The organism is Streptomyces sp. NPDC091972, from assembly GCF_044756385.1.
Classification (GTDB): Bacteria; Actinomycetota; Actinomycetes; order Streptomycetales; family Streptomycetaceae; genus Streptomyces.
In genome coordinates, this window is the sequence record NZ_JBIVSV010000005.1 from 423,067 (window position 1) to 439,754 (window position 16,688).

Below are 16,688 nucleotides of genomic sequence, written 5' to 3' on the forward strand. Positions count from 1 at the left end.
AGGACCTGGGGGCTCCGAACGGCACAGCGCCGGGCGCTACTTCACCGGCTCCGGCTCCGGCTCGCTCTCCGCCGCTTCCTCGCCGGCCGGGTCGACCGGCGTCTTCACGGACTGCAGCAGGAGCTGGGCCACGTCGACGACCTGGATCGACTCCTTGGCCTTGCCGTCGTTCTTCTTGCCGTTGACCGAGTCGGTCAGCATGACCAGGCAGAACGGGCAGGCCGTCGAGACGATGTCCGGGTTGAGGGAGAGGGCCTCGTCCACGCGCTCGTTGTTGATGCGCTTGCCGATCCGCTCCTCCATCCACATCCGCGCGCCACCGGCACCGCAGCAGAAGCCGCGCTCCTTGTGGCGGTGCATCTCCTCGTTGCGCAGGCCCGGGACGCCCGCGATGATCTCGCGCGGGGGCGTGTAGATCTTGTTGTGGCGGCCCAGGTAGCACGGGTCGTGGTAGGTGATGATGCCCTCGACCGGGGTGACCGGGATCAGCTTGCCCTCGTCGACGAGGTGCTGGAGCAGCTGGGTGTGGTGGATGACCTCGTAGTCACCGCCGAGCTGCGGGTACTCGTTGCCGATCGTGTTGAGGCAGTGCGGGCAGGTCGCGACGATCTTCTTCGCGGATTTCGGCTTGGCGGACTCCGGGACCACCTTGCCGTCGTCGTCCAGCTCCTCGCCGAACGCCATGTTCAGCGCCATGACGTTCTCCATGCCGAGCTCCTGGAACAGGGGCTCGTTGCCCAGGCGGCGGGCGGAGTCACCGGTGCACTTCTCGTCGCCGCCCATGATCGCGAACTTGACGCCCGCGATGTGCAGCAGCTCGGCGAAGGCCTTGGTGGTCTTCTTGGCCCGGTCCTCCAGGGCGCCCGCGCAGCCGACCCAGTACAGGTACTCGACCTCGGTGAGGTCCTCGATGTCCTGGCCGACGACCGGGACCTCGAACTCGACCTCCTTGAGCCACTCCAGGCGCTGCTTCTTCGCCAGGCCCCAGGGGTTGCCCTTCTTCTCCAGGTTCTTGAGCATCGTGCCCGCCTCGGACGGGAACGCGCTCTCGATCATCACCTGGTAGCGGCGCATGTCGACGATGTGGTCGACGTGCTCGATGTCCACCGGGCACTGCTCGACACAGGCGCCGCAGGTGGTGCAGGACCACAGGACGTCCGGGTCGATGACGCCGTTCTCCTCCAGCGTGCCGATCAGCGGGCGCTCGGCCTCGGCGAGAGCCGCGGCCGGGACGTCCTTCAGCTGCTCCTCGGACGCCTTCTCCTCGCCCTCCATGGTCTTGCCGCCGCCGGCCAGCAGGTAGGGCGCCTTGGCGTGCGCGTGGTCGCGCAGCGACATGATCAGGAGCTTGGGGGACAGCGGCTTGCCGGTGTTCCAGGCGGGGCACTGCGACTGGCAGCGGCCGCACTCGGTGCAGGTGGAGAAGTCCAGCAGGCCCTTCCAGGAGAACTGCTCGACCTGGGAGACGCCGAAGACGTCGTCGTCACCGGGGTCGGTGAAGTCGATCGGCTTGCCGCCGGAGGTCATCGGGAGCAGGGCACCGAGCGAGGTCTCGCCCGTCGCGTTCCGCTTGAACCAGATGTTCGGGAACGCGAGGAAGCGGTGCCAGGCCACACCCATGTCGGTCTTCAGGGCGACCACGATCATCCAGATGAACGAGGTGGCGATCTTCAGGCCGGCGAAGAAGTACGTGAGGTTCTGGAGCGTCGAGACGTCCATGCCCTCCAGCCAGTGCACCACCGGGTACGAGATGAAGAACGAGGCCTCGTAGCCGTCCACGTGGTGCTGGGCGCCCTCCAGCGCGTGCAGCATGAAGATGCAGACGCCCACGACGAGGATGACGGTCTCGACGAAGTACGCCTGGCCGAAGTTGGAGCCGGCGAAGCGGGACTTGCGGCCCGGCTTGCGCGGGTGGCTGAGCTGGCGGATCGCGATCAGGGCCAGGATGCCGAGGACGGTCATCGTGCCGATGAACTCGACGAAGACGTTGTACGGCGCCCAGTCGCCGATGACCGGCAGGATCCAGTCGGCCTGGAACAGCTGGCCGATGGCGTTGACGATCGTCAGCAGCAGGGTGAAGAAGCCCACCGCCACGAACCAGTGCGCGACACCGACGACGCCCCAGCGGTTCATCCGGGTGTGGCCGAGGAACTCCTTGGCCACGGTGACGGTGCGCTTGCCGGGTTCGTCGGTACGGGTGCCCGCGGGCACGTCCTGACCGAGCCGCATGAAGGTGTAGATCTGGAGGAGGGCGCGGGCGAACAGGGCCACGCCGACCACGATCAGTACCAGCGACACGATGATCGCGGCGAGTTGCATTTCGGGGCTCCTCGGGCCTGCGAGGGGTCTACGAGTGATCCATGAGGAGGGATCCTCGCCATTACTAAGCGGTAACTTATGCAGTCCGTCTGAGACTACCCCCATCCTCCGCCGCACTGTAGCCGGGTGCGGGGTGATCTGAATCGCTGAGGGTTACCTTAAAACCCGATCGTGTTATTCGTGATGAATTGGTACATACGGCGCTAATTTAGGCTCGTGCTCTACGGGATCCTCGCCGCCACCTCCGCCCTGCTCCTCGCCGCCGTGCTCACCGCCGTGCTAAGGACGGCCGCCCTGCGCCTCGGCATCGTCGACCGGCGATGGCGACGGCCCGTGCCGCTGTCCGGCGGCGTGGCGGTGGTGGCCGCCACCTGCGGGGTGGCGTTCGTCGGGGACTGGCGGGGGGTCACCCCGCTCGGTCCCGACGTCGGACGGCTGCTCCTCGCGGGGGCCGGCGTGGCCCTGCTCGGCCTGGTGGCCGACGTGCGGCGGGTCAAGGCGCGGTTCCTCGTGGGCGGTACGGCCGTGGCGGCGGCGTGTGTCGTGCCGTACGAGGAGACCGGGGTGCTCGCCGGGATGCTCGCGGTCGGATGGATCGTCTTCGTGGCGCTCGGGTTCAAGGCGCTCGACCACGCCGACGGACTCGCCGGGACCGTCGGGGTGGTCACCGCCTTCGGGGCGGGGGCCTGTGCGGCGGCCGAGGTGATGGACGGGCTCGCCGTGCTGCTCAGCGTGCTGGCCGCCGCGCTGACCGGGTTCCTGATGCACAACTGGCATCCCGCGCGCGCGGGACTCGGCGCCTGCGGGGCCCTGTTCACCGGGTTCGTGCTCGCGTCGGCGGCCGTGACGACCCGCGCGGGGCAGGAACTGGGCTCCAGTGCGGGGGTGCTGTCCGCGCTGACGGCGGTGGTGAGCGCCGACGTGCTGTTCGTCGTCCTGGCCCGGGGGCTGTCCGGGCGGCCGCTGCTGCGTGCCGCTCCCGACCATCTCGCGCACCGGCTGCGGCGGCTCGGTCTCACTGCGCAGGGGGTGGCCGTCGTCCTCGGTGCCGCGGCCTTCGGCGGGGTACTCGTCGCGGTGCTGGTGCACCTGGGCTGGATCGCCGCGACCGGTGCCCTCTGGGTCGCCGGGGGCGCCCTCCTCGTCGTACTCGCACTCCTTCGGGTCAAGTGCGGTAGCCCACAACGTCCCGTATCGACGCAGGTCAGAGCCCCATTGCGTGTAAGGAACGGATAAGAGTTGAGCCTCCATGGCTCAGGTCTGTTGACCGAGCCGGAACCGTCGTGCACACTTGAGCCTGTTCCACTCAAGTCAGCCTGGAGGATTAACCATGGCACGTGCGGTCGGCATCGACCTGGGCACGACTAACTCCGTCGTCAGCGTTCTCGAAGGCGGCGAGCCCACCGTCATCACCAACGCCGAGGGTGCCAGGACCACGCCGTCCGTCGTCGCCTTCGCGAAGAACGGCGAAGTGCTGGTCGGCGAGGTGGCCAAGCGCCAGGCGGTCACCAACGTGGACCGGACCATCCGTTCGGTGAAGCGTCACATGGGCACCGACTGGAAGATGGAGCTGGACGGGAAGCCCTTCAACCCGCAGCAGATCTCCGCCTTCATCCTTCAGAAGCTGAAGCGGGACGCCGAGTCCTACCTGGGCGAGAAGGTGACCGACGCGGTCATCACCGTCCCGGCGTACTTCAACGACTCCGAGCGCCAGGCGACGAAGGAAGCCGGCGAGATCGCCGGTCTCAACGTCCTTCGCATCGTCAACGAGCCCACCGCGGCCGCGCTCGCCTACGGCCTCGACAAGGACGACCAGACGATCCTCGTCTTCGACCTCGGTGGCGGCACCTTCGACGTGTCCCTCCTGGAGATCGGCGACGGCGTCGTCGAGGTGAAGGCCACCAACGGTGACAACCACCTCGGTGGTGACGACTGGGACCAGCGCGTCGTCGACTACCTGGTGCAGCAGTTCAAGTCCGGTCACGGCGTGGACCTCGCCAAGGACAAGATGGCCCTCCAGCGCCTCCGCGAGGCCGCCGAGAAGGCCAAGATCGAGCTGTCCTCCTCCACCGAGACCTCGATCAACCTGCCCTACATCACCGCCTCCGCCGAGGGCCCGCTGCACCTGGACGAGAAGCTCACCCGGGCTCAGTTCCAGCAGCTCACCGCGGACCTCCTGGAGCGCTGCAAGACCCCGTTCTTCAACGTCATGAAGGACGCCGGCGTCTCCATCAACGAGATCGACCACGTCGTCCTCGTCGGTGGCTCCACCCGCATGCCCGCCGTCGCCGAGCTCGTCAAGGAGCTGACCGGCGGCAAGGAGGCCAACAAGGGTGTGAACCCGGACGAGGTCGTCGCCATCGGCGCCTCGCTCCAGGCCGGTGTCCTCAAGGGCGAGGTCAAGGACGTCCTGCTCCTCGACGTCACCCCGCTGTCCCTCGGCATCGAGACCAAGGGCGGCATCATGACCAAGCTCATCGAGCGCAACACCACGATCCCGACCAAGCGGTCCGAGATCTTCACCACGGCCGAGGACAACCAGCCGTCCGTGCAGATCCAGGTCTACCAGGGCGAGCGCGAGATCGCGGCGTACAACAAGAAGCTCGGGATGTTCGAGCTGACCGGTCTGCCGCCGGCCCCCCGTGGCGTGCCGCAGATCGAGGTGTCCTTCGACATCGACGCCAACGGCATCATGCACGTGACCGCCAAGGACCTGGGCACGGGCAAGGAGCAGAAGATGACCGTCACCGGCGGCTCCTCGCTGCCGAAGGACGAGGTCGACCGGATGCGCCAGGAGGCCGAACAGTACGCGGAGGAGGACCACCGCCGCCGCGAGGCCGCCGAGACCCGCAACCAGGGCGAGCAGCTCGTCTACCAGACGGAGAAGTTCCTCAAGGACAACGAGGAGAAGGTCCCCGCCGAGGTCAAGACCGAGGTCGAGGCCGCCGTCGAGGAGCTGAAGGCCGCGCTCAAGGGCGAGGACACCGCGGAGATCCGCACCGCGACCGAGAAGGTCGCCGCGGTCTCCCAGAAGGTCGGCCAGGCCATGTACGCCGACGCCCAGGCCGCGCAGGCCGCGGGCGGCGAGGCCGGCGCCGAGGCCCCCAAGGCCGACGACGACGTCGTGGACGCCGAGATCGTGGACGACGAGCGCAAGGACGGTGCCGCGTGACGGAGGAGACCCCGGGCTTCGAGGAGAAGCCCGACGTCCCCTCCGGCGCCACCCCCGACGACGCCGAGCCGAAGGCCGCCCCCGAGGAAGGGGCGGCCCCGGCCGGGGACGCAACAGCGCAGATCGCCGGCCTGACGGCCCAGCTGGACCAGTCGCGCAAGGCGCTCGACGAGCGCACCGCAGACCTCCAGCGGCTCCAGGCCGAGTTCCAGAACTACCGCCGCCGGGTGGAGCGGGACCGGATCACGGTCAAGGAGATCGCCATCGCGAACCTCCTGACCGAACTCCTGCCCGTGCTCGACGACATCGGCCGCGCGCGGGAACACGGGGAGCTCCTCGGCGGGTTCAAGTCCGTCGCGGAGTCCCTGGAGACCGTCGCGGCGAAGATGGGCCTTCAGCAGTTCGGCAAGGAGGGCGAGCCCTTCGACCCGACGATCCACGAGGCCCTGATGCACAGTTACGCGCCCGACGTCACCGAGACGACGTGCGTGGCGATTCTGCAGCCTGGGTATCGCATCGGCGAGCGCACCATCCGCCCCGCGCGGGTGGCCGTGGCCGAGCCGCAGCCGGGCGCGCAGACGGTCAAGGCCGAGGACGGGTCCGAGGCCGGCGACGACAAGGACAACGGCCCTGAGGAGGGCTGAGGTCGAAGAGATTGATCGGGACACCGGAAAGGGGGCGCGTCGAGGATGAGCACCAAGGACTTCATCGAGAAGGACTACTACAAGGTCCTCGGCGTCCCCAAGGACGCCACCGAGGCCGAGATCAAGAAGGCGTACCGGAAGCTCGCCCGCGAGTTCCACCCGGACGCCAACAAGGGCAACACCAAGGCCGAGGAGCGCTTCAAGGAGATCTCCGAGGCGAACGACGTCCTCGGTGACCCCAAGAAGCGCAAGGAGTACGACGAGGCCCGCGCCCTGTTCGGCAACGGCGGCTTCCGCCCGGGGCCGGGCGGCGCGGGCGGCTCCTTCAACTTCGACCTGGGCGACCTCTTCGGAGGCGCCCAGGGCGGGGGCCAGGGAGCCGGCGGCTTCGGCGGCGGACTCGGAGACGTCTTCGGGGGCCTGTTCAACCGGGGCAGCTCCGGCACCACACGGGTCCAGCCGCGGCGCGGGCAGGACATCGACACCGAGGTCTCCCTCAGCTTCACCGAGGCGATCGAGGGCGCGACGGTCCCGCTCAGGATGTCCTCGCAGGCCCCCTGCAAGGCCTGTTCGGGCACCGGCGACGCCAACGGCAACCCGCGCGTGTGCCCGACCTGCGTGGGCACCGGCCAGGTGGCCAGGGGCTCCGGGGGAGGCTTCTCCCTGACCGACCCGTGCCCCGACTGCAAGGGCCGCGGCCTGATCGCGGAGAACCCCTGCGAGATCTGCAAGGGCTCCGGGCGGGCCAAGTCCTCCCGCACCATGCAGGTCCGCATCCCGGCGGGCGTCTCCGACGGGCAGCGGATCCGGCTGCGCGGGAAGGGGGCGCCCGGCGAACGCGGCGGCCCCGCGGGCGACCTGTACGTCACCGTGCACGTCGACACGCACCCCGTCTTCGGCCGCAAGGGCGACAACCTCACGGTGACGGTCCCGGTGACCTTCTCGGAGGCGGCGCTCGGCGGCGAGGTCAGGGTGCCGACACTGGGCGGTCCCGCCGTGACGCTGAAGCTGCCCCCGGGCACGCCCAACGGCCGCACCATGCGGGCGCGGGGCAAGGGCGCGGTCCGCAAGGACGGCACCCGGGGCGATCTGCTGGTCACCGTCGAGGTGAGTGTCCCGACCGAGCTGTCGGGGAAGGCTCGTGACGCGCTCGAGGCGTATCGCGAGGCGACCGTGGGTGAGGATCCACGGGCGGAGCTGTTCCAGGCCGCGAAGGGAGCTTGATCTAGATGGACGGCCGTCGACGCAATCCGTATGAACTGACCGAGGAGACCCCGGTCTACGTCATCTCGGTGGCGGCCCAGCTCTCCGGCCTGCACCCGCAGACGCTGCGCCAGTACGACCGTCTGGGCCTGGTGTCCCCGGACCGCACCGCGGGCCGGGGCCGGCGCTACTCGGCCCGGGACATCGAACTGCTGCGCACCGTCCAGCAGTTGTCGCAGGACGAGGGCATCAACCTCGCCGGCATCAAGCGCATCATCGAGCTGGAGAACCAGGTCGCCGCGCTCCAGTCGAGGGTGGCCGAACTCCAGGCCGCCGTCGAGGGCGCCGCGGCGGCCATGCAGCAGCGCGAGGCGGCGGTGCACGCGTCGTACCGCCGCGACCTGGTCCCGTACCAGGAGGTCCAGCAGACCAGCGCGCTGGTGGTGTGGCGGCCGAAGAAGGCGAAGGACTAGGGCACAGGCAGTGCACGAGAAGGGGCCCGGAGATCTCTCCGGGCCCCTTCTGCCATGTCGTCAGCGTCCGCTGAAGAACTCCACGGAGGCGCTCTGCGCGCCCTGACGGCCGTAGGCGTCCACGGCGTACGCCGTGGCGACGCAGGGGCCGTTCCAGGGGGCCGTCCAGGAGAGCGTGCCGGTGGTGGAGAACTGGTCGCCGCTGGAGCCGCAGGCGCCCGACATCTCCCAGGCGTAGCCCTTCAGGACGCGTGCCTCGTCACCCGCGCCGGGGACGGCCTTGACCTCGATGGGAGAGCGGCCGGGGACCCCGTTGGTGACCAGGGTCAGCTTCGGCGCGGCCGGGCCGGTCGCGGTGGCCGGGGTGAGCCGGTCGACGGTCACCGGCGAGGAGGGCACCGAGTCGGCGCCGCTCGCGTCGACGGCGGCCACGTAGTAGGAGGCCTCGCCCTGCGGTGCCGAGGTGTCCTCGTACGACGTGCCGGACGCGGTGCCGAGCACGCTCCAGGCGCCGTTGACACGGGTGCGACGGTAGACGCGGTAGCCGGTGGCGTCGGGGGCCGCGGTCCACGCGAGGGTGGTGGCCGCGTCGGCCGGGGTGCCGGTGGCCCCGGTCGGGGCGGGCACCGCCGAGGGAACGGGGCGGGTGACCGTGGCCGGCTCGGAGACCGGCGCGAAGTTACCGGCCCTGTCCACGGCCTGCACCTTGTACGCGTACGCCGTCCCCGCCTCTGCGGTCACGTCCGTCCAGGAGGTGCTCCAGACCGGGTGCGGCCCGTCGGGGTCGGACTGTCCCACCGGGGCGCCCCACACCTCGTAGTGGTCGACGTCCGGGGACGGGGAGGCCTGCCAGGTCAGCGAGTTGCCCGCCGTGGTGCCCACCGCCGTCAGCCCGGTGGCCGCGGACGGGCCGGTCCGGTCGACGGTGACCACGGGCTGGTCGGCGGTGCCGCCGGACTCGTTGCCCGCCTTGTCGCGGGCGCGGACCTCGTAGTAGTAGGTGTCGCCGGTCACCGGCAGAGTGCTGTCGGTGTACGAGGTCGAGGTGGTCGTGGTGAGCGGGGCGGCCGGGAACGAGGTGCCCTTCAGCCGCCGGTACACGCGGTACCCGGCGAGGTCCATCTCCTTGTTCTTGGTCCAGATGAGTGTGGCCTTGCCGGTGGTCTTGTCGTAGGTCAGCGAAGTGCCGGTCGGTACCAGGGGTTTGACCTTGTCGACGTCGGCTGTGGTGCGGGGGGTGTAGGTGACTTTGACCTTGGCGGTGCCGGTCCAGTTGGCGTAGTCGATGCGCAGGGTGTGCTTGCCGGAGGGGATGGTGACGTTGGCGGTCTTGGTGACCGTCGACGAGACGTTCTTCCAGAGGTCGATCTTGCGGACGCCGTCGAGGTGGACGCGCATGCCGTCGAGGCCGGTGGCGTTGAGGGCGAAGGGGCCGCCGGAGCCGAAGTCGCGGGTCACCGTCCAGCGGACGCCGAAGTTGTCCTTGGGCAGTCCGGTGACGGGGGCGCCGGTCCAGGTCTGGTCGATCGCGTTGTCGCAGTCGGTCTTCTTCGGGGTGCCGGAGAGGGACGTGTTCGCGTAGAACTGCCGTTTGAACACGGGGGAGGTGCACGACACGGTCGCCGCGGCGGGGGACGTCGTCAGGGTGACGAGGGTGCCGGCGGTGGCGAGGACGACAGCGGTGGCGGTCGTCCGTCTGGCTGACTTCATTCGATCCTCTGGTCGGGCGTGGAACAGCAGTTGTGGGGCTGCTGTGATCACGACTCACGAGGTGTGAAGTTGGTTGTACCGGTGTTCGCGCCAAGTCTTCACACCATCGGCGGAGAGTGGTGTTGCGCACTCGTTAAGTGATTCCGCTTGACGCCGGTGGGCGCCGCCGCGTTGGCTTTTCAGTCACATGGGCCGCAATGCCGCGCCCGCGTCCGGAAAGCATCAGAAGTGAGCAGCCCCATGCGTCGTATCGCCATAGCCGTGGCCGCGTCCACGATGACCTTCTCGCTGGCCGCCTGCGGCGCGCTCGGCGCCGCGAGCGGGAGCGAGGCGAGTCCGACCAAGGGGAACGACATCACCGTCGGCGTGCTGATGCCGGAGAAGACGAACACCCGCTACGAGGAGTTCGACTACCCGATCATCCAGAAGAAGGTCGCCGAACTCACCGACAAGCAGGGCAAGACCGTCTACGCCAACGGCGAGGCCAACGCCAAGAAGCAGGCCACGCAGATGCAGCAGATGATCGACCAGAAGGTCGACGTCATCCTGCTGGACGCCGTGGACTCGCACGCCATCGCGGGCATGGTGGAGAAGGCCAAGGAGGCGGGCATCCCGGTCATCGCCTACGACCGGCTCGCCGAGGGCCCGATCGACGGGTACGTCTCCTTCGACAACGAGCTCGTCGGCGAGGTGCAGGGCCGCTCCCTCCTGGAGGCGCTCGGCTCGGGCATCGACACCTCCGACAAGATCGTGATGATCAACGGCTCGCCGTCCGACCCGAACGCCGGGCAGTTCAAGGCGGGCGCGATGTCCGAGCTCAACGGCAAGGTGACGATCGCCAAGACGTACGACGTCGACGGCTGGAAGCCGGAGATCGCGCAGAAGAACATGGCCGAGGCGGTCAGCGCGATCGGCAAGGGCAACATCAAGGCCGTGTACTCCGCCAACGACGCCATGGCCGGCGCCGCCATCCAGGCCATGGAGGACGCGGGCATCAGCAAGATCCCGCCGATCACGGGCCAGGACGCGGAACTGTCCGCGGTGCAGCGGATCGTCGCGGGCGAGCAGTACATGAGCGTCTACAAGCCGTACCCGGACGAGGCCGAGGCCGCCGCCGAGATGGCCGTGACGAAGATCCAGGGCAAGAGCATCCAGTTCGACGCCCTCGCCAAGGACAGCGTGGACAGCCCCACGAACAAGGACATCCCGGCCCAGCTCGTCCAGGTCGTCGCCCTGACGAAGGACAACATCAAGAGCACGGTCGTCAAGGACGGCATCTACACCGTCAAGGACATCTGCACCTCGCAGTACGCGAGCGCCTGCCAGACGGCCGGCCTGAAGTAAGCCTGCCGACAAGGGCCGGAGGGGTTCCCCTCCGGCCCTTCGTGCTGTCCCTGTGCCGCTCGCGGCTCGGGCAATCCGGGCCCCGGCACCGCAGCTTGTTGCAAGGAGGCGGACGGAGGCCCGTGGATACCGGTGCATACCGTCCCGTATCGACGGTCGTGGCCCGGGGAGCCGTGTTGCGGAGCCGGTCCGGTCCGCGCATAGTTGCGGAGCCGAGGGGGCTTCGACGCTCCGCTGGGGAAACAGGACAAGAGGGCGGTAGACGCTGGAACCGGGGGTGGGATGGGCAATGGCCGGGCTCGGGGCGGACGACCATCCACACGGCGCTGACCGGCTGTGCGAGGCCGGGGACCGGGTGTACTCCCGGGCCGTACGACGCGGCCGTGTGCCGCGCGCCGACGCCGAACCGGTGCCCTGCCTGCTCGAACTGGCCCTGCTGCACCCGGACCCCGACGACATGGACTGGCTGGTGCCGACCGCCCCGCAGGAGGTCATGACCCGGCTGCTGCGCGGCGTCCACGACGAGGTCAGCGCGAGCCAGCGGCGGGTGGGGGAGGCGGTCGCGGCGGTCGAGCGGTACGCGGGCCTCGGCCCCAGTGTCGTGCCGGGCGCCGGTGAGGGGACCGCGATCCGGGTCCTCGACGGCCTGTCCCGGATCCAGGCCGCGATGGACGAGGCGACCGAGGCGTGCACGACGGAGGTCCTCACGGTCCAGCCCGGCGGCATCCGCCCCGAGCACGAGCTGACGGAGGGCCTGCACCGGGCGCTGGCGCTGCGCGGCCGGGGCGTGCGGATGCGGGACCTGTACACCCATGTCGCCCGGCACGGCCAAGGGCTGCTGAACTACTTGGAGCTGATGGGCGGTTCGGTCCAGGCGCGGACGCTGGACGAGGTCATCGACCGGCTCATCCTCTTCGACCGCACGGTGGCCTTCATCCCCGCCAACGCCGACCGCACCCTCGCCCTGGAGCTGCGGCACCCGGCGCTGGTGGAGTACCTGGTGACGGTCTTCGAGCGGCTGTGGCGCCTGGCGATCCCCCTCACCGCCCCGCTGCCCGACACCGGCATCGAGGGCATCTCCCACCGCGAGCAGTCCATCGCCGCGCTGCTGGCCGAGGGCCACCAGGACGCCGTGATCGCGGAACGGCTGGGGATCAGCGTGCGCACCTGCCGGGCCCACATCGCCCGGCTGTCGGAGACGCTCGGCGCGGCCAGCCGTACCCAACTGGGCGTCCGCATCGCGCAGGTGGGCCTGGACGGACCGGCGGCGGTGTCCTCGATCACGCTCCCCGGTCAAGAATCCCGGACCGTCCGATGAGGTAGCCGAGCTGGGCGCGGCTCTCGCTGCCGAGGGTGGCGGCGAGCTTGGCGATGTGGACGCGGACGGTACGGATGTTCATGCCGAGCCGGTCGGCGACGACGGCGTCGGTGTGCCCCTCCACGAGCAGTCCTGCGATTGCCCGTTGGCGGGGTGTGATGCCGTTCAGGCTCGGCCGGTGGACCGTCTGCGGGTACATGGGCGTGGCCTGCCACCACAGCCGGTAGAAGGTGGTGGCGAGGAACTCGACCAGGGCCGGGTGCCGGACCTCCAGCGCGACCGTGCCGTCCCCGTCGGCGGGGATGAACGCCACGTCCCGGTCGGCGACGATGAGCCGGTCGGTGACCTCGTCCAGGGAGCGGGCCTCGGCGTCGCCGCGCAGTTGCTCGTAGCGGGCGAGGACGAGCGGCATGTGGCGCTGGGTGTGCTGGTACAGGGTGCGGATACGGGCGCCGCGCTCCAGCAGCGCCTGATCCCGGTCCATCGCCACCACCTGGGCGGCGGCGCCCCGGCTGTCGTTGTAGTGGACGTTGGGCTGCACGCACAGGAGCTCGTGCACGACCCCGGACACGGCCTCGGTGATGGCCTCGTTGATGGGGCCGGTACCGCTGACGACCCTGATCGCCGGGTTCTCCGCGACCGCGGCCGCGCCCCCGGCGGCCCGCATGAACGGTGCGAACGCCTCGGCGAGCCGCTGCTCGCGCCGCCGCTCGTGCGCCGCCCGGTCCGTGGTGGCGCGCAGCATGCGGTGCAGGGCGAGGGCGGGCGGCACGGGCTCCAGCCGGCCGCCGTCCCGGGCGTCGGGCCGCAGCAGCCCGGTCTCGAGGAGGCAGGGGAGGTGCGCCGCCTCCCGGCGGTCGGCACCGCCCTCGCGCAGGGCCCGTGCGTAGAGCTCGATGCCTGCCCGGCACGGGTCTTCCGGGCCGTGCTCCGAGTGGGCTGCCGGCGTGCTCACTCGCCCGTGTCCTCCTGGCCGAGAATGCCCGACCGTCCGATGAGGTAGCCGAGCTGGGCGCGGCTCTCGCTGCCGAGGGTGGCGGCGAGCTTGGCGATGTGGACGCGGGCGGTGCGGATGTTCATGCCCAGCCGGTCGGCGATGACGGCGTCGGTGTGGCCCTCGACGAGGAGGGCGGCGATGGCCCGCTGACGGGGCGTGATGCCGTCGCGCGTGGGCTGCTGCACCGCCTCGGGGTACATGGGGGTGGCCAGCCGCCACAGCCGGTCGAAGGCGGTCACGAAGAAGGCGATCAGGGCCGGGTGGCGGATCTCCAGGGCGAGCGTGCGGTCCTTGTTGGCCGGGATGAAGGCCACGGTCCGGTCCACGATGATGAGACGTTCCGTCACCTCGTCCAGACTGCGGGCCTCCACGTCGCCGTCGAGGCGTTCGTAGCGGGCCACGACACTCGGCGCGTGGCGCAGGGTGTGCTGGTAGAGGGTGCGGATACGGCCGCCGCGGTCGAGCAGGGCCTGGTCGCGCGCGAAGGCCTCGGCGTGCACGGGCGGGGGCGGCTCGGCGTGCCGGTCGCTGGTGTTCGGCTGGACGGCCAGCAGTTCGGAACCCACGGCCACGGCCTGGCCGATGACCCGGCTGATCAGGTCGATCCCGCTGAGCACGCTGATCATCGAGGAGTCGTCGGTGCCGGTGCGGCCGCCGTCGATGCGCATCAGGGGCTCGAACGTCTCGGTCAGCCTGGCCTCGCGCCGGCGTTCGTCCGCGATGCGTTCCTCCGCGATCCGCAGCATGCGGTGCAGGGCGACCGCGGGGGCGACCGGCTCCAGCTTCCCCGGGTCGGTGACGGCGGGGTGCAGGAGCCCGAAGTCGAGCAGACAGGGCGCCTGACCGGCGTCGGCGCCGAGCACGTACCCCTCGCGCAGGGCACGCGCGTACAGCTCCGTCCCTGCCGCGCACAGGTTCTCCACGCCGTGCTCGGGGTGGGGCACCGGGATCACTCGGTCACTCCCTCCTGCTCGGGGATGCCTGACTCCGCGCCGGGGTGGGCGCGGCTCTCGCCGCCGGGGGCGGCGGCGAGCCGGACGGTGCGGACGCGTGCGGTGCGGGTGTTCGTGCCGGGGCGGTCGGCGGTGCCGGCGCCGGCCCGCCGCCGGGAGGTGACGCCGCCGGAGCGCGCGGGGACGGCCTCGGGGCATCTCGGGGCGGTCGGCCGCCACCGGCGGTCGAGGACGGCGGCGAGGAAGCCGGCGACGACGGGGTGGCGGATCTCCAGGGCGCGGGTGCGGTTCTGGCCGACGGGGCCGGGGGCGATCTCACGGTCCACGACGGTCAGGCGCCGGGTGACCTGGTCGAGGGCGCGGATACGGCCGCCGCGGTCGAGCAGGGCCTGGTCGCGGACCAGGGCCTCGGCCCGGGTCCCTGCCGGGGAGCCGGTCTGCCGCCGACCGGTGAGCACCTCGCCCGAGGTGTCCGGCCCGGCCCGGTGGACGGCCCGGCCGATGCGGCCGGGACCGCTGAGGACGCTGATCGTCGGGGTCTCCGTGACGGCGTCGTACCGGCTGTCGGGCCCCACCGGGGACGCGAACACCGCCGTTGGCTTCTCCCACCGGCGCTCGCCGGTGATGCGGTCCTCGACGCCGCGCAGCAGGCGGCGGAGGGCGAGGGCCGGGCCGGCCCGCCGCGGGGCCCTCACGTCCGGCTGGAGCAGGCCGAGGCCGGCCGGACACGGCGTCCCCTGCGTGCCCTCGGTGCTCACCCGTCCTTCGCGCCGGGCACGGGTGCACAGGTTCGGGGCCGCCTCGCACGGTTCCTCCGTCCCGTGCGTGTGCGCCCCGGTCACGGGTGGTCCTCTCCCCCCGGCACGGGATGGTCGGGCTTGAGGATGCCCGACTGCGCGATCAGGAAGCCGAGCTGGGCGCGGCTGCCGCTGCCGAGGGCGGTCGCGAGCTTGGCGATGTGGGCACGGCAGGTGCGGACGTTCATGCCCAGGCGGCGGGCGATCGCCTCGTCGACGTGCCCCTCGACGAGGAGCTTGGCTATGGAGTGCTGGATGTCGGTGATGCCGTCGGGGGCCGTCTCGTAGGGGGCGCCGGCGTTCAGCGGGACGGCCCGGGTCCACATGAACTCGAACACCTTGATGAGGTAGCGGACCAGGCCGGGGTGACGCAGCTCCAGGGCGACCTGCCGGTCGTCGCGCGTGGGGATGAAGGCGACGGTCTCGTCGAGGATGATCAGGCGCTCGACCAGCTCGTCGATGGTGCGGTACTCCGCCTTCCCGTCGGCGAAGTGGTCCACCCAGGCCAGCCGCTCCGGGCTGTACCGGGCCGTGTGCTGGTAGAGCGTCCGGATCCGCACCCCCCGCTCGATGAGCGGTCTGTCGCGCTCCAGCGCCTCCATGAGCCGGTTCTCGGAGCTGCGGCGGCCGCTCGGCTGGACCGTGAGCATCTCGGTCTGGCACTGGGCGGTGGCCAGGTCGAGCGCCGCGTTGATGCGGTCGAGGCCCTCCAGCACGGTGATCGAGTGGGTGGAGGTGGTCTCCTGCGCGCTGAGGGCCATGAACGGCTCGAAGACCTCGGTGAGCGCGATCGACAGCCGCCGGTTCTCACTGATCTCGTGCTCGATGGGGTGGAGGCGCTGGGCCAGGGCAACGGCAGGTGAGACGGGTCGCAGCCAGTTCGCGTCGTCGGGGTCGGGGTGCAGGAGGGCGAACTCCATCAGGCAGGGGGCGGGTTCGATGTCCGCCCGGAGAATGCGTCCCGTGCGCAGAGCGTTCGCGTAGAGGCGACTTCCCTCTTCGCACAACTCGGTCACCGCATGGGGATGTGTCGCCTTAATCCCATTTGTTGCCAAATCTCCACCCCCCAGGGTCCTGAACATGCAGGAACATGATGCACCGATCGTGTGGCCATGACGTGCCTGAATGAGCCATCGTCTTACTCGACGGGGGAAGAGGGGACCTTCAAGTGAGGACGAAGCCGACTATGCGTAAGAGAATGCTTCGCTCGGTGCTTGTCGCCGCCTTCTCCGCCGTTGTGGCCTTCGGAGCTCTGAGTGGCCTCTCCGGTGCGAAGAGCGATGCGCGCGAGACGGGTGGTGTGCAGTCTGTCGTCGTCGCGGACGACGAGCTGGTCGCGGTCCCGGCCGACAGCAAGTGGGACTGAGGCCGATGACCACGCCACCCGACGACCGCTCCTTCCGCAGGGAGATGGCCACCGCCTACCGCTCCGGATGGCACTTCATCGACCTTGTCACCGCGATCCCCCACCCCGGTGACTCGTTGATGGTGACCGTCTTCGGCGAACCGGTGGTCGTCACCCGGGACGAGGACGAGGACGTGCGGGCGTACCGGTGTCTGCGGCGGCCTCGGGGGGCGCCGCAGCCCGTACGGTGTGCCGTCCGGTACGGAATGATCTTTGTGAACCTGGACCAACGAGACCATCGGCTGGTGGAACCGGAAACCCCCACCCCGCGGACCATCTCAGCCACCCCCCGCAGTGCCTGACGCGATTCCCCCGTCGTAACAGATCGCGCAGGTGCTTCCCCCCGCAGCGGC

15 protein-coding genes are annotated in these 16,688 nt (G+C 70.3%); 9 read left to right on the forward strand and 6 right to left on the reverse strand.

The window, feature by feature from the left end:
• Nucleotides 1-36 precede the first annotated feature (36 nt).
• Nucleotides 37-2,319 carry a (Fe-S)-binding protein gene (locus ACIQJT_RS17710; protein WP_365453523.1) on the reverse strand — a complete coding sequence of 761 codons (2,283 nt, stop codon included), beginning with the start codon at nucleotides 2,317-2,319 and terminating at the stop codon, nucleotides 37-39.
• Nucleotides 2,320-2,535: 216 nt separating this feature from the next.
• On the opposite strand from ACIQJT_RS17710, the gene ACIQJT_RS17715 reads away from it, so the two are divergent.
• From ACIQJT_RS17715 to ACIQJT_RS17735, 5 genes are all read left to right on the forward strand, one after another.
• Nucleotides 2,536-3,555, forward strand: coding sequence for an MraY family glycosyltransferase (locus ACIQJT_RS17715; protein WP_402644371.1), 1,020 nt, complete (start codon nucleotides 2,536-2,538; stop codon nucleotides 3,553-3,555).
• A gap of 94 nt (nucleotides 3,556-3,649) precedes the next feature.
• A complete protein-coding gene (gene dnaK, locus ACIQJT_RS17720; protein ID WP_365453529.1) occupies nucleotides 3,650-5,491 on the forward strand; it encodes a molecular chaperone DnaK in 1,842 nt (613 codons plus the stop codon).
• Nucleotides 5,488-6,135, forward strand: a complete 648-nt coding sequence (gene grpE / locus ACIQJT_RS17725) for a nucleotide exchange factor GrpE (protein ID WP_402644374.1) — start codon at nucleotides 5,488-5,490, stop codon at nucleotides 6,133-6,135. The genes dnaK and grpE overlap by 4 nt, the downstream gene beginning before the upstream one ends.
• 45 nt (nucleotides 6,136-6,180) lie before the next feature.
• Entirely contained in the window at nucleotides 6,181-7,359 is a 1,179-nt protein-coding gene (dnaJ, locus tag ACIQJT_RS17730) for a molecular chaperone DnaJ (protein WP_053846459.1), read from the forward strand.
• 5 nt (nucleotides 7,360-7,364) lie between these two features.
• A complete protein-coding gene (locus ACIQJT_RS17735; RefSeq protein WP_037706704.1) occupies nucleotides 7,365-7,811 on the forward strand; it encodes a heat shock protein transcriptional repressor HspR in 447 nt (148 codons plus the stop codon).
• Between the two features lie 60 nt (nucleotides 7,812-7,871).
• Here the strand turns inward: ACIQJT_RS17735 and ACIQJT_RS17740 are convergent, their stop codons facing one another.
• Nucleotides 7,872-9,521, reverse strand: a complete 1,650-nt coding sequence (locus ACIQJT_RS17740; RefSeq protein ID WP_402644379.1) for a fibronectin type III domain-containing protein — start codon at nucleotides 9,519-9,521, stop codon at nucleotides 7,872-7,874.
• Nucleotides 9,522-9,761: 240 nt separating this feature from the next.
• On the opposite strand from ACIQJT_RS17740, the gene ACIQJT_RS17745 reads away from it, so the two are divergent.
• Together ACIQJT_RS17745 and ACIQJT_RS17750 are read left to right on the forward strand one after the other, a co-directional pair.
• Nucleotides 9,762-10,865: a substrate-binding domain-containing protein gene (locus ACIQJT_RS17745; RefSeq protein WP_365453538.1), complete on the forward strand. Its 1,104-nt coding sequence runs from the start codon at nucleotides 9,762-9,764 to the stop codon at nucleotides 10,863-10,865.
• A 289-nt stretch (nucleotides 10,866-11,154) separates the two neighbouring features.
• Nucleotides 11,155-12,183 (forward strand): LuxR C-terminal-related transcriptional regulator, encoded by a 1,029-nt coding sequence (locus ACIQJT_RS17750; protein WP_365453541.1) that lies wholly within the window; start codon nucleotides 11,155-11,157, stop codon nucleotides 12,181-12,183.
• On the opposite strand, the gene ACIQJT_RS17755 is transcribed toward ACIQJT_RS17750, so the two are convergent.
• The 4 genes from ACIQJT_RS17755 to ACIQJT_RS17770 form a co-directional block, all read right to left on the reverse strand.
• Nucleotides 12,146-13,138 carry a LuxR C-terminal-related transcriptional regulator gene (locus tag ACIQJT_RS17755; protein ID WP_402644382.1) on the reverse strand — a complete coding sequence of 331 codons (993 nt, stop codon included), beginning with the start codon at nucleotides 13,136-13,138 and terminating at the stop codon, nucleotides 12,146-12,148. The two genes, ACIQJT_RS17750 and ACIQJT_RS17755, sit on opposite strands and share 38 nt — an antisense overlap.
• Nucleotides 13,135-14,133, reverse strand: coding sequence for a helix-turn-helix transcriptional regulator (locus tag ACIQJT_RS17760; RefSeq protein WP_365453547.1), 999 nt, complete (start codon nucleotides 14,131-14,133; stop codon nucleotides 13,135-13,137). Before ACIQJT_RS17760 ends, ACIQJT_RS17755 begins: the two co-directional genes overlap by 4 nt.
• Complete coding sequence (locus ACIQJT_RS17765; RefSeq protein WP_402644385.1) at nucleotides 14,130-14,891, reverse strand: helix-turn-helix transcriptional regulator; 762 nt, start codon at nucleotides 14,889-14,891, stop codon at nucleotides 14,130-14,132. Before ACIQJT_RS17765 ends, ACIQJT_RS17760 begins: the two co-directional genes overlap by 4 nt.
• An 80-nt stretch (nucleotides 14,892-14,971) precedes the next feature.
• Nucleotides 14,972-16,012, reverse strand: a complete 1,041-nt coding sequence (locus ACIQJT_RS17770) for a helix-turn-helix transcriptional regulator (protein ID WP_365453553.1) — start codon at nucleotides 16,010-16,012, stop codon at nucleotides 14,972-14,974.
• Nucleotides 16,013-16,098: 86 nt separating this feature from the next.
• On the opposite strand from ACIQJT_RS17770, the gene ACIQJT_RS17775 reads away from it, so the two are divergent.
• Together ACIQJT_RS17775 and ACIQJT_RS17780 are read left to right on the forward strand one after the other, a co-directional pair.
• The gene (locus ACIQJT_RS17775; RefSeq protein WP_143663512.1) at nucleotides 16,099-16,296 is read left to right on the forward strand and encodes a hypothetical protein; all 198 of its coding nucleotides are present in this window, start codon (nucleotides 16,099-16,101) and stop codon (nucleotides 16,294-16,296) included.
• A gap of 5 nt (nucleotides 16,297-16,301) precedes the next feature.
• Nucleotides 16,302-16,637 carry a hypothetical protein gene (locus ACIQJT_RS17780; protein ID WP_086723925.1) on the forward strand — a complete coding sequence of 112 codons (336 nt, stop codon included), beginning with the start codon at nucleotides 16,302-16,304 and terminating at the stop codon, nucleotides 16,635-16,637.
• The last annotated feature ends 51 nt before the right edge of the window (nucleotides 16,638-16,688 follow it).

Coding starts and splice junctions, on each gene's coding strand:
- ACIQJT_RS17780 (WP_086723925.1), top strand. CDS start 16,302: ATGACCACGCCACCCGACGACCGCTCCTTCCGCAGGGAGATGGCCACC.
- ACIQJT_RS17745 (WP_365453538.1), top strand. CDS start 9,762: ATGCGTCGTATCGCCATAGCCGTGGCCGCGTCCACGATGACCTTCTCG.
- dnaJ (WP_053846459.1), top strand. CDS start 6,181: ATGAGCACCAAGGACTTCATCGAGAAGGACTACTACAAGGTCCTCGGC.
- ACIQJT_RS17735 (WP_037706704.1), top strand. CDS start 7,365: ATGGACGGCCGTCGACGCAATCCGTATGAACTGACCGAGGAGACCCCG.
- ACIQJT_RS17710 (WP_365453523.1), bottom strand. CDS start 2,319: ATGCAACTCGCCGCGATCATCGTGTCGCTGGTACTGATCGTGGTCGGC.
- ACIQJT_RS17750 (WP_365453541.1), top strand. CDS start 11,155: ATGGCCGGGCTCGGGGCGGACGACCATCCACACGGCGCTGACCGGCTG.
- dnaK (WP_365453529.1), top strand. CDS start 3,650: ATGGCACGTGCGGTCGGCATCGACCTGGGCACGACTAACTCCGTCGTC.
- ACIQJT_RS17770 (WP_365453553.1), bottom strand. CDS start 16,012: ATGTTCAGGACCCTGGGGGGTGGAGATTTGGCAACAAATGGGATTAAG.
- ACIQJT_RS17740 (WP_402644379.1), bottom strand. CDS start 9,521: ATGAAGTCAGCCAGACGGACGACCGCCACCGCTGTCGTCCTCGCCACC.